At 42.6% G+C, this 12,139-nt stretch carries 11 protein-coding genes; 10 read left to right on the top strand and 1 reads right to left on the bottom strand.

All coding sequences use genetic code 11. The features are described 5' to 3' along the window. The first annotated feature begins 52 nt into the window (after nt 1–52). The 6 genes from KR50_RS14300 to KR50_RS14275 all read left to right on the top strand — a co-directional run bounded on the left by KR50_RS14300 (nt 53) and on the right by KR50_RS14275 (nt 6,226). The gene (locus tag KR50_RS14300) at nt 53–631 is read left to right on the top strand and encodes a FadR/GntR family transcriptional regulator (RefSeq protein WP_084215626.1); all 579 of its coding nucleotides are present in this window, start codon (nt 53–55) and stop codon (nt 629–631) included. A gap of 71 nt (nt 632–702) precedes the next feature. Further along, nucleotides 703–1,578 carry an acetyl-CoA carboxylase, carboxyltransferase subunit beta gene (gene accD, locus KR50_RS14295; RefSeq protein ID WP_041060056.1) on the top strand — a complete coding sequence of 292 codons (876 nt, stop codon included), beginning with the start codon at nt 703–705 and terminating at the stop codon, nt 1,576–1,578. Further along, nucleotides 1,572–2,540: an acetyl-CoA carboxylase carboxyl transferase subunit alpha gene (gene accA / locus KR50_RS14290; protein ID WP_041060053.1), complete on the top strand. Its 969-nt coding sequence runs from the start codon at nt 1,572–1,574 to the stop codon at nt 2,538–2,540. Before accD ends, accA begins: the two co-directional genes overlap by 7 nt. Before the next feature lie 391 nt (nt 2,541–2,931). Then, nucleotides 2,932–3,891: a 6-phosphofructokinase gene (pfkA, locus tag KR50_RS14285; RefSeq protein WP_041060050.1), complete on the top strand. Its 960-nt coding sequence runs from the start codon at nt 2,932–2,934 to the stop codon at nt 3,889–3,891. Between the two features lie 44 nt (nt 3,892–3,935). After that, nucleotides 3,936–5,696 (top strand): pyruvate kinase, encoded by a 1,761-nt coding sequence (pyk, locus tag KR50_RS14280; RefSeq protein WP_041060047.1) that lies wholly within the window; start codon nt 3,936–3,938, stop codon nt 5,694–5,696. A 143-nt stretch (nt 5,697–5,839) separates the two neighbouring features. After that, entirely contained in the window at nt 5,840–6,226 is a 387-nt protein-coding gene (locus tag KR50_RS14275; protein WP_041060044.1) for an FxsA family protein, read from the top strand. 49 nt (nt 6,227–6,275) lie between these two features. On the opposite strand, the gene KR50_RS18045 is transcribed toward KR50_RS14275, so the two are convergent. After that, nucleotides 6,276–7,349, bottom strand: a complete 1,074-nt coding sequence (locus KR50_RS18045) for an AI-2E family transporter (RefSeq protein WP_052477130.1) — start codon at nt 7,347–7,349, stop codon at nt 6,276–6,278. A 124-nt stretch (nt 7,350–7,473) separates the two neighbouring features. Between KR50_RS18045 and KR50_RS14265 the strand changes: the two genes are divergently transcribed. The 4 genes from KR50_RS14265 (at nt 7,474) to mdh (ending at nt 11,902) form a co-directional block, all read left to right on the top strand. After that, nucleotides 7,474–7,941, top strand: coding sequence for a DUF441 domain-containing protein (locus KR50_RS14265; RefSeq protein WP_041060041.1), 468 nt, complete (start codon nt 7,474–7,476; stop codon nt 7,939–7,941). 249 nt (nt 7,942–8,190) lie between these two features. After that, entirely contained in the window at nt 8,191–9,309 is a 1,119-nt protein-coding gene (gene citZ, locus KR50_RS14260) for a citrate synthase (protein WP_041060038.1), read from the top strand. A gap of 111 nt (nt 9,310–9,420) precedes the next feature. Continuing rightward, on the top strand, nt 9,421–10,689 hold the full coding sequence (gene icd / locus KR50_RS14255; protein ID WP_041060035.1) for an NADP-dependent isocitrate dehydrogenase: 1,269 nt from the start codon (nt 9,421–9,423) through the stop codon (nt 10,687–10,689). A gap of 268 nt (nt 10,690–10,957) precedes the next feature. Next, a complete protein-coding gene (mdh, locus tag KR50_RS14250; RefSeq protein ID WP_041060032.1) occupies nt 10,958–11,902 on the top strand; it encodes a malate dehydrogenase in 945 nt (314 codons plus the stop codon). Nucleotides 11,903–12,139: the final 237 nt, after the last annotated feature.

Genomic DNA, 12,139 nt, shown 5'->3' with positions numbered 1-12,139 from the left:
ATCTCCTGCTCAATTAAAAGTCTACTTATCCGTTGTGCACAAATTGAAGGAAATGATTCAACGTGACGGCTTAACAGCTGGAGACCGCCTGCCTTCAGAGCGTGAATTATCCGAGCGCCTGAGTGTGGGACGGTCTTCTGTAAGAGAAGCGTTTCGTGCATTAGAATTGCTCGGTTTAATTGAAACCAGGCATGGCGAAGGAACATTTTTGAGGGATTTCAGAGATCACCACTTAGTGGAACTTCTAGGAATGTTCATTCTTCAGAATGGACAAGCAGAAAAAGATGTTTTGGAAATGAAAATATGGGTTGAAATGGGCAGCATGAACCGGCTGCTGCAAAATGACGCCTCCACCATTAACTGGTTGTTTGATTCGATTTTAACAAGCTATCAAAACGGAGAGATTACAACCATCAACCACTTCAAATCCTCACTTTTTGGATCTTCAGGAAACCGCTTAGCCTTTAAAGTCTGGCTGGTCTTATATGATTTTGACCGTATGTCGAGCAAAGAATCTGCCGCTCTTGATGAGGATCTTATATACACTGTGAAAAAAGCAGCGCTATCAAAGGATATGACAACGATCCGGACATTTTGTGCTGAGCCCGTATCCTTACAAAAAGCAAAGTAAACATGCATTTCATGTGTGGAGAAAAAAGAATTGGCGCTAAATAGATAAATTCACATGGGGGAGGATTTACCTTGCTTAAAGATATTTTTACAAAATCAAACAAACCGAAGAAGAAAAAATACGCAACGATTCCTTCGGAGAATGCTAAACATGATGTTCCTGAAGGGATTATGACAAAATGTCCTAAATGCAAAAAGATCATGTATACAAAAGAAGTGAAAAAAAATGCAAAAGTATGCCTGCACTGTGGATATCATCATACGATGACTGCAGCAGAGCGAATCAGCAGTTTAATTGATGCAGATACTTTTCATGAAATTAATGAGGATATGACTTCGCAAAATCCGCTAAACTTTCCGGATTATATGGAAAAAATGGAGAAGGACCGTACAAAAACAGGCTTGAACGAAGCGGTAGTGACCGGAAGTGCCAGTATTAACCGGCATAAAGTTGTCCTTGCCATAATGGATTCTAATTTTCGGATGGGCAGTATGGGATCTGTAGTAGGTGAGAAAATATCCAGAGCGATCACTCTCGCCGAAGAGCTTTCTGTGCCATTTATTATCTTTACTGCAAGCGGAGGAGCACGTATGCAGGAAGGTGTGCTGTCACTCATGCAAATGGCCAAGACAAGCACTGCATTAAAAAAATACAGCACATCAGGCGGACTGATTATATCCGTTATGACTCATCCTACAACCGGCGGCGTTTCAGCCAGTTTTGCTTCTCTTGGAGACTACAACTTCGCTGAGCCCGGTGCTTTAATTGGTTTTGCAGGAAGAAGAATTATTGAACAGACAATCCGGGAAAAGCTGCCGGAGGACTTCCAAACGTCAGAATTTTTGCTTGAACACGGCCAGCTTGATGCTGTTGTTCCAAGAACGGAATTAAGAGAAACGTTGACAACTGTTCTCGCTATTCATCAGCAGGGGGGATCAGCATGGTAAATGAACTGGAATTTGAAAAGCCGCTCGTTCAGCTGAAAGAAAAAATCAATGAACTCAAGACCTTTACGGTGGATTCAGATGTGGATCTTTCTTCTGAAATTGAAAAACTTGAATCCCGTCTTGCGAAATTAGAAGAAGACACTTATATGAATATTAAGCCGTGGGACCGCGTTCAAATTGCACGACATCCTGAAAGACCGACCACGCTGGATTACATTGAAGAACTGTTTGAACAGTTTATAGAACTTCATGGTGACCGGCTGTACGGCGATGATCATGCGATTGTGGGCGGAATCGCATTTTATAAAGAAAAACCTGTTACTGTAATCGGACATCAACGAGGAAAAGGAACGAAAGACAATATTAAAAGAAACTTCGGAATGCCTCATCCTGAAGGGTATAGAAAAGCATTGCGGTTAATGAGGCAGGCAGAAAAATTTAACCGTCCCATCATTTGTTTTATTGATACAAAAGGAGCATATCCGGGGAAGGCAGCTGAAGAGCGTGGTCAAAGCGAAGCCATTGCTCGGAATTTGTTTGAAATGGCAGGGCTGACTGTTCCGATCGTGTGCCTGGTTATTGGTGAAGGAGGCAGCGGTGGTGCACTGGCGCTGGGGATTGGAAATCACTTGCATATGCTTGAGAACTCTACCTACTCTGTGATCTCTCCAGAAGGAGCGGCCTCTATACTTTGGAAGGATGCATCACTTGCCCAAAAAGCGGCAGAATCAATGAAGATCACAGCACCTGATTTAAAGGAAATGGGGATTATTGATCAAATTGTTACTGAAGTAAGAGGCGGTGCTCACCATAGCATAAAAGAGCAGGCAGAAAAAATTGATGAAGTGCTCCACGCTTCATTAAGAACCCTGTGTTCTCTTTCAGGTGAGGAACTGATTGCTCACCGTCATGAAAAATTTCAAAAGATTGGTTCCCATACTGTTTTGAGCGAAATCCTTTAGGGAATAGTAGACGTGTACTGGTTTCAGTACACGTCTACTGTTTTAATAAAGAACGATCCTGAAATAAACTTTGTTATTTATTTATGGAAGCAGCAGGAAAGCACCTGCTGTTATTAGGCGGATAATAGGATAAGACCTAAGTAAGCTTAGTCAGATCTTGTAGAATTATGTCTAAAAAGTGAATTTTATCTTAAATTAAGCGCTTACAGTCGCACGATTATTTCGTCTATTGCTGAACATGCGGTCTAGATATTGAGAACCAATCGTCTTCATGGTATTTTTAATGGGGAGAAAGATGACTTGTATACCCAACTTCATTTTCGCTTCCGAGTGAATGTGTGAAGTTCTTAACATAAATTCAATTATTTTACTAAAAGGTGGGAATAAGAGAATGAAAAGAATCGGTGTATTAACCAGCGGAGGAGATGCACCGGGGATGAACCCTGCTGTAAGAGCAGTCGTGCGTAAAGCGATCTTTCATGGCTTGGAAGTATACGGAGTCTACCAAGGCTACCAGGGGCTCATTTCCGGAAATATCGAAAAACTTGAACTTGGCTCAGTAGGAGATATTATTCACCGCGGAGGCACAAAGCTCTATTCAGCCCGTTGTGAAGAATTTAAAACGGTCGAAGGTCAGAAGAAGGGGATTGCTCAGCTCGAAAAATTTGGTATCGAAGGTTTAGTCGTCATCGGCGGCGACGGTTCTTATATGGGAGCAAAAGCCTTGACAGAGCACGGCTACCCTTGTGTGGGTGTACCTGGAACAATTGATAATGACATTCCTGGAACAGACTTTACAATTGGCTTTGATACGGCAGTTAATACCGTGATTGATGCAATCGATAAAATCAGAGATACAGCTACCTCTCATGAGCGTACGTTTATCATAGAGGTTATGGGACGGAATGCGGGTGATATAGCGCTTTGGGCAGGTTTGTCCGGTGGTGCAGAAACGATCCTGATTCCTGAAGATCCGCATGATCTTGATAATATTGCAGAGCGAATTTTAAAAGGCCATGCCCGGGGTAAAAAGCACAGTATTATTATTGTGGCTGAAGGCGTTATGTCCGGAAACGAACTAGCTCAGAAGCTGAAAGAAAAAATTTCGCTGGAGACACGCGTATCAGTTCTTGGACATATGCAGCGTGGAGGTTCCCCAACTGTCTCGGATCGAGTATTGGCAAGCCGCCTTGGAGCACGAGCAGTTGAGCTGCTAATGCAAGGAAAAGGCGGACGTGCTGTAGGTATTGAAAAAAATGCCCTTGTAGATTATGACATCATTGAAGCATTGAAAATGGAACGCAAAGCGGATATGGACTTGTATCGCTTATCACAGGAACTCTCGATCTAAATTAATCCAAAGAAAACAGAACTACTAGGAGGTACTAATCGATTATGAGAAAAACAAAGATTGTATGTACAATTGGACCTGCAAGTGAGAGCATCGAAAAACTGACGCAATTAATGGAAGCTGGCATGAATGTAGCGCGTCTTAACTTTTCACACGGTGATTTTGAAGAGCATGGAGCAAGAATCAAAAATATCCGTGAAGCTGCTTCAAAGCTTGGAAAAAGTGTTGGAATCCTGCTTGACACAAAGGGACCTGAAATCCGCACGAACACAATGGAAAACGGTGCGATTCATTTAGAAGCGGGAAATCAAATCATCGTGTCTATGAACGAAGTAGTAGGTACTGAAGAAAAGTTCTCGATTACGTATGAAAGACTCGTTGAAGATGTGGAAGTTGGTTCTAAAATTCTTCTTGATGACGGATTAATCGGTTTGGAAGTTTTGTCGATCGATCGTGATTCACGTGAACTTACAACTAAAATTCTAAACAGCGGAACGCTTAAAAATAAAAAAGGCGTAAACGTGCCGGGTGTATCTGTTCAGCTGCCGGGCATAACTGATAAAGATGCACAGGATATCCTGTTTGGAGTAGAACAGAAAGTAGATTTTATTGCCGCTTCTTTCGTACGCCGTGCGTCTGATGTGCTGGAAATTCGTGAGCTGCTTGAGAAAAACGGAGCTGCAGCCATTAATATTATTCCTAAAATTGAAAATCAGGAAGGCGTAGACAACATCAGTGAAATCCTTGAAGTATCAGACGGCCTTATGGTTGCCCGAGGAGATTTAGGGGTTGAAATTCCTGCAGAAGAAGTACCTTTGGTTCAAAAAGATTTAATCAAAAAATGTAATGCAGTTGGAAAGCCGGTCATTACGGCTACGCAAATGCTTGATTCAATGCAGCGTAATCCTCGTCCTACACGTGCAGAAGCAAGCGACGTGGCAAATGCAATCTTTGACGGAACAGATGCCATTATGCTTTCTGGTGAAACAGCAGCAGGTGACTATCCTGTAGAATCTGTCAGTACAATGAACAACATTGCTTCACGTGCTGAGACAGCGCTGGACTATAAAACCATTTTGTCCAATCGGAGTAAACGTTTTGAACCGAACATGACAGATGCTATTGGACAAGCTGTAGCGCACACTGCTTTGAATTTAGAAGTGAATGCAATTATTGCGCCAACAGAGAGTGGACACACTGCTCGCATGATTTCAAAATACCGTCCGGAAGCAACGATCGTAGCTGTGACAGCAGACTCTGCTGTTTCACGCCGTCTCGCGCTTGTGTGGGGTGTTTATCCACAGGTTGGAAGACAAACCTCTACAACGGATGAAATGCTTGATATGGCAGTATCAGAAAGCCTGAACAGCGGCTGTGTTAAACATGGTGACCTCGTCGTGATTACAGCGGGAGTACCAGTAGGTGAATCAGGTACAACGAACTTAATGAAAATCCACATTGTTGGAGACGTATTGGCAAAAGGCCAGGGAATTGGACGCAGATCCGGCTATGGCCGTGCTGTTATTGCTTCAAATGCTGCAGAAGCACTTGATAAAGTAAAAGAAGGTTCTGTTCTAGTAACAATAGGAACAGATAAAGACATGGTGCCTGCGCTTGAAAAATGTTCTGCACTTATCGTTGAAGAGGGCGGACTTACCAGCCATGCGGCAGTGGTAGGACTCAACCTTGGTTTACCGGTAATTGTCGGGGTAGAAAATGCGACATCATTATTTAAAGATGATCAGGTATTAACAGTGGATGCTGAGCGCGGCGTTGTATACAACGGTCACGCAAGCGTACTTTAAATGGTATAGACCTGTCCTCTCCTATTTTAGGAAGGGCAGGTTTTTTCTTTTTGATTTGATTTCAGCCCTATTCTTCTTTCTGTTTCCCTTTCATAGAATATGCTATAATTAAGGTAAGTTTTAAATAGAAGGAGGATCCGCCATTGAGATGGATCATGCTGCTAATTATTATTGTCCCGGCAGTGGAAATTGCCGTTCTTTTTTCAGTAGGCAACGCAATTGGCATTATCCCGACCTTTTTGCTGATTTTAGCAACAGGCGTTTTCGGGGCTTACCTGGCTAAATCCCAGGGACTTCAAGCCATTAAAAATGTTCAGAATCAAATGGGCATTCAACTGCCTAAAAGCGAAATAATCCTTGACGGAGTTTGTATATTAATCGGTGGTGTTCTGTTGCTTACCCCGGGTTTCTTAACAGATTTAACAGGATTTTTGCTGCTTATTCCTCAAACCCGTAACCGCTTTAAGCCTCTAATCTATGCTTGGTTTCGAAAAAGGATGGGCAAAGGAAATTTGATTATTTACAGGTAGCGGGATGCGAAATAAATGTATGTAAAGATCTGAAAGGAGCTATCCTATTTTAAAGGATAGTTCCTTTTTTTATATAAATCCAAATCAGCCGGATTGTTCCTGCTTTTATCAGCGTGCTGATCGTCAGCAGCAGAAGCGGTGAAAACAAAACACCCATGACGCCTACACTTTGAAATGAGATATAAATAATCAAAAAAGTTATAAAAGGATGGATTCCCAGGGTTTGACCGATAATTTTGGGTTCAAGAACCTGTCTTGAAACAGTAATGACCACTTGAGTGATAGCAAGACCTGTCATCATAACCATATCGCCGCTTACCCAGCAATAAAATATCCATGGAATAAAAAGCAGGCTTGTCCCAACAATAGGGATTAAATCCAATATAGCAGCAAAAACCGCAATAGCTGGTGCGCCGCTTACGTTAAGGATTAATAACCCGCATAGCGCAATGGCAGCTGTAATAGCCGTAAGAAGCATTTGTGCCTGTACATATGACCATGTATAAAACTTCACTGCTTTTGATAAAGAAGATATGTGAACAGACAATGACTTGCCTAGAAATGGTTTCAACACTTTTTTTAGAGCGGCCATTTCTTTTATAAAAAAGTAAGCTGAGATTAAGGCAATGACTCCACCAACTGCCATACCCGGCAGAGAGGAAAGAAAAAGGGACAACTCAATAAATAACATTTCACCCGTATTTTTAATAAACGATAGTGCTTGATCTTCTAATGAATGAATAAAAGAATCACCAGAAGACCGAGTGATAAGCCCTTTTGATATAAGAAAAGTTTCAACTTCTTCGATAATCGGCAGTAACCGTGAAATGCTCTCTTCGATCGCTCTGCTCAGTTTAGAAAATAGTCCCGGGATTTGTTCGATAAAGCGGACGATATCATGCCAAAATAAGAATCCGATAACGGTGATAAAACCAGCTATCAAACTGCAAAACCCTAGAATGGTTATAATAATACTGATAGCAAAAGGAAGTCTGCAGTATCGGTGAACCCATAGTGATGGATAATACAATACAAAAGAAATAACCGCTCCCACTAATACGGGCAGCATGTATGTATAAGCAAGACCAAACAAGCCGACCAGTGCCAGCAGCCCGGCGGCCATCCATAAAAACCTGCTTGATACGGTTGTCGAGTTCATGAGCACACCAACATTTCTTAGTGGTTGTTTGTTTATGTCTATGACCAATAGGGGAAATTAATGTGTATAAGAGGAGCTGTCGTTTAAAATGGACCAGGCATTACTTTTTTTATTGTTACTTCTTGGTATTGCAGTGCTGGCTAAAAATAACTCACTCATTTTTGCTGTTGCCCTGCTGCTTGTCATCAAAGTAGTAGGTGCCGACCAGAAGATCTTCGAGACCATCCAGTCAAAAGGAATTAACTGGGGTGTCACGATTATTACTATCGCAGTGCTCGCGCCGATCGCAAGCGGAGCCATAGGATTTAAAGAATTAACAGACGCGGTAAAATCCCCGTATGCATGGATAGCGCTGGCATCCGGTATTTTAGTGGCGCTAATTGCCAAAGGTGGCATCTCCCTACTGGAAAATGACCCGCACATCACAGTGGCACTGGTGCTGGGAACGATTCTTGCTGTTGCTCTCTTTAAAGGGATTGCGGTTGGGCCTCTTATTGGAGCAGGCATCGCTTATTTTGCTATGAAAATCTATGAGTGGATTAGTCAAATTTCATAGAGTTTTGGAAAATAAAATCGTTAATTTATGCGTTTTCATTCACAAAGTTCAAATTATTGATTATAATGAAGGATGAAAGCGCATCCTTTGTTACTTTTTGTTGAACTACGCTTTTTTATTGGCTGTAAAATGAGCAGGCGCTCAGCTTCACCCGATAAGCCTGCTAAAGAATCAGGATGACTACCCCTTGTCCAAGCCTATAGAGCAGCTGTTTAGGGGCTAAAATACATTTTAAAAGGAGAGATTGGTATGACTGCAACAAGAGGATTGGAAGGTATAGTAGCTACGACTTCATCCATCAGTTCGATTATTGATGACACACTTACATATGTTGGGTATAATATCGACGACCTTACAGAAAATGCAAGCTTTGAAGAAGTAATTTATCTTCTTTGGCATCTTCGTCTTCCAAATGAAACTGAACTTGTTGAACTAAAAAAACAATTGGCTGATAATATGTCACTGCCTGAGGAGGTCATCGCTCAGCTGAAAGCAATGCCGGTAAAATCTGTTCATCCAATGGCGGCGCTTCGTACGGCTGTTTCCTCACTTGGTCTTTATGATGAAGAAGCGGATGTAATGGAAGATGATGCAAACTACCGCAAAGCGATTCGCCTGCAAGCAAAGATGTCTTCAATTGTTACAGCTTTTTCACGTATCCGACAAGGTCAGGAACCGATTGCGCCAAAAGCTGATTTAAGTTTTGCAGCTAATTTTATGTACATGCTTACCGGTGAAGAACCTGCTGCAATTCAGGAAGAAGCAATGAACAAAGCACTTGTTCTGCATGCGGATCATGAATTGAATGCCTCCACTTTTACTGCACGTGTCTGTGTTGCCACGCTGTCTGACGTTTATTCCGGCGTTACAGCTGCGATTGGTGCCCTTAAAGGTCCACTTCATGGCGGCGCAAACGAGCAGGTAATGAAAATGCTTACTGAGATTGACTCAGTAGAAAATGCAGAAGCAATTGTTCGTAAAAAGCTGGAGAACAAAGAAAAAATTATGGGCTTCGGTCACCGTGTTTACAGAGAGGGAGATCCTCGTGCCAAACACTTAAGAGAAATGTCTAAAAAATTGACTGAACTAAATGGAGAATCAAAGTGGTACGAGATGTCGATTAAAATAGAAGAAGTCGTAACCTCGGAAAAAGAACTTCCGCCTAACGTTGATTTTTATTCTGCTTCTGTATACCACAGCCTGGGCATCGATCACGATCTATTCACGCCTATTTTTGCTGTGAGCCGTGTCTCCGGATGGCTTGCGCATATTCTGGAGCAATATTCGAATAACCGTCTTATCCGCCCGCGCGCTGACTATGTTGGACCGGGAATGCAGGAATATGTACCGTTAGAAAAACGGAACTAATACGGCTTTTAGTTTACAAATCCTGATTAAACTGATGTAATGAACTAGATGATGAAGAGACCGGCTTTTACGCATGCCGGTCTTAAACAATGAAGCTGGAGGGAATTTCTGATGACACAAGGTGAAAAAATTACAGTTGATAACGGAATATTGAACGTTCCAAATAATCCGATTGTTCCATTTATAGAAGGGGACGGCACTGGTCCGGATATTTGGGCTTCTTCTTCCCGTGTTCTGGATGCAGCAGTACAAAAAGCATACAATGGTGAAAGAAGTATCGTCTGGACAGAAGTACTTGCTGGACAAAAAGCCTTTGATCAAACTGGCGAATGGCTTCCACAAGCTACTCTTGACGCGATTAATGAGTACTTTATTGCGATTAAGGGCCCTTTAACCACTCCAATCGGCGGGGGAATTCGTTCATTAAATGTGGCGCTTCGCCAGCAGCTTGACTTGTTTACATGCCTTCGTCCGGTCCGCTATTTTGAAGGTGTACCTTCTCCTGTTAAACGTCCGGAAGACACTGATATGGTTATTTTCCGTGAAAATACAGAAGATATTTATGCTGGAATTGAATTTGCCGAGGGATCTGATGAAGTGAAAAAGCTGATTGCTTTCCTTCAGGACGAGCTTGGAGCTAAAAACATCCGCTTCCCTGAAACATCAGGCATCGGTGTTAAGCCGGTCTCTAAAGAAGGGACAGAGCGTCTGGTTCGTGCAGCAATTAACTATGCACTGACAGAAAACCGCAAATCGGTCACGCTTGTTCATAAAGGGAATATCATGAAATTTACTGAGGGTGCTTTTAAATCATGGGGCTATGATTTAGCTGAAAGAGAATTTGGCGATAAAGTATTCACTTGGGCTCAATACGATGAGATTAAGGATGCGCAAGGACTGGATGCAGCAAATAAAGCACAAAGCGATGCTGAAGCAGCTGGGAAAATTATTGTCAAGGACTCTATTGCAGATATCTTCCTGCAGCAAATCCTGACACGTCCTGCTGAGTTTGATGTAGTAGCTACGATGAACTTAAACGGTGACTACATCTCTGATGCACTTGCAGCACAGGTTGGCGGAATTGGAATTGCCCCTGGAGCGAATATCAACTATGATACCGGCCATGCAATTTTTGAGGCGACTCATGGTACTGCGCCAAAATATGCAGGTCTTGATAAAGTAAATCCTTCATCTGTTATTCTTTCAGGCGTTCTATTGCTAGAACATCTTGGCTGGAGTGAGGCAGCTGCTCTTGTTCTTTCTTCTATGGAAAAAACAATTGCTTCTAAAGTAGTAACGTATGATTTTGCACGTTTAATGGATGGGGCAACAGAAGTTAAATGTTCTGAGTTTGGAACAGCTCTTATCGAAAATATGTAATCAGAAAAACTAGTTTTTTAGTTTCTTCATCTACAAAGAGTCTTTTTTCTAAGTACGAGGTGAACGGAGTGGAAGACGGCGACTTCTGCAGGATTTGACGGCTGCTTGAGACTTCCCAGGTGCGCAAAGGCCTGAAGGAGGTTAAAGCGCTGTCCCTGCTGAAAGTGTCCGCCTGAAGCGCAGAGAACCGGTTATAAGAGGTTGAGGCATATTTATTTGTCCCAACCTCTTTATACTAGCCATTAATCATAGATTGGGAGGAATTGCAATGGGATTCAAGCGAAACAAGATTTCAATTATTGGAGCGGGATTTACGGGAGCAACCACTGCCCTATTTCTTGCACAAAAAGAACTTGGTGACATCGTATTAGTTGATATTCCGCAAAATGAAGATCCCACCAAAGGAAAGGCGCTGGATATGCTCGAAGCAGGTCCGGTATTTGGCTATGATGTGTCGATAAAAGGTACCTCTGATTATAAAGATACAGCCGGGTCGGATGTGGTGATTATTACTGCAGGTATTCCGCGTAAGCCTGGGATGAGCCGTGACGACCTTGTTCAAACGAATGAGAAAATCATGAAAGCAGTGACAAAAGAAGTAACCTTTCATTCTCCGGAAAGCACGATCCTTGTCCTATCTAATCCTGTCGACGCGATGACTTACACAGTGTATAAGGAATCCGGCTTCCCTAAGGAGCGGGTCATTGGGCAATCGGGTGTATTAGACACAGCACGTTTTAATACATTTGTTGCTGAGGAACTGAATTTATCCGTTAAAGATATTCAGGGGTTCGTACTTGGGGGCCATGGAGATGACATGGTTCCACTAACAAGGTATTCAAATGCTGGAGGCATCCCGTTAGAAACGTTGATTCCCAAAGATCGTCTGGATGCGATTATCGACCGTACACGTAAGGGCGGCGGTGAAATTGTTGCTCTCTTAGGCAATGGTTCTGCATACTATGCTCCTGCAGCTTCCCTTATGGAAATGACAGAGGCCATTTTAAAAGACCAGAAGCGGGTTTTGCCAGCTGTTGCGTATCTTGAAGGTGAATATGGATTTGAAGGAATTTACCTTGGTGTTCCGACTGTCCTTGGCGGCAATGGGATTGAAAAAATCGTAGAGCTTGAGTTATCTGAAAGCGAGAAAGACCAGCTGCAGAAATCAGTTCATTCAGTCAAAAGTGTGATGGGTGCACTTACAAGCACATGATTAACAGCTTCACCATATCGTCATGATCAATTGAAAAGGCTTGGACAGAACTCAAAAAAGTTTAAAGAATGAAGAAGTATTTATTAATAGTAATAGGAGAGCGGAGCGGAAGGCGGCGACTCCTGCAGGATATGACGGCAAGCTGAGCCTTTACAGGGCAAGGCCCTGAAAAGGCTCAAGCTCCCGTCCCTGCGGAAAGCGTCCGCCTGAAGCGCAGCGAACCGGTCAAAGAGCTTG

The organism is Jeotgalibacillus campisalis (genome assembly GCF_000829515.1).
GTDB lineage: Bacteria > Bacillota > Bacilli > Bacillales > Jeotgalibacillaceae > Jeotgalibacillus > Jeotgalibacillus campisalis.
Note: the sequence above shows the minus strand (reverse complement) of the source record. Positions and strands in the feature narration are given on the sequence as shown.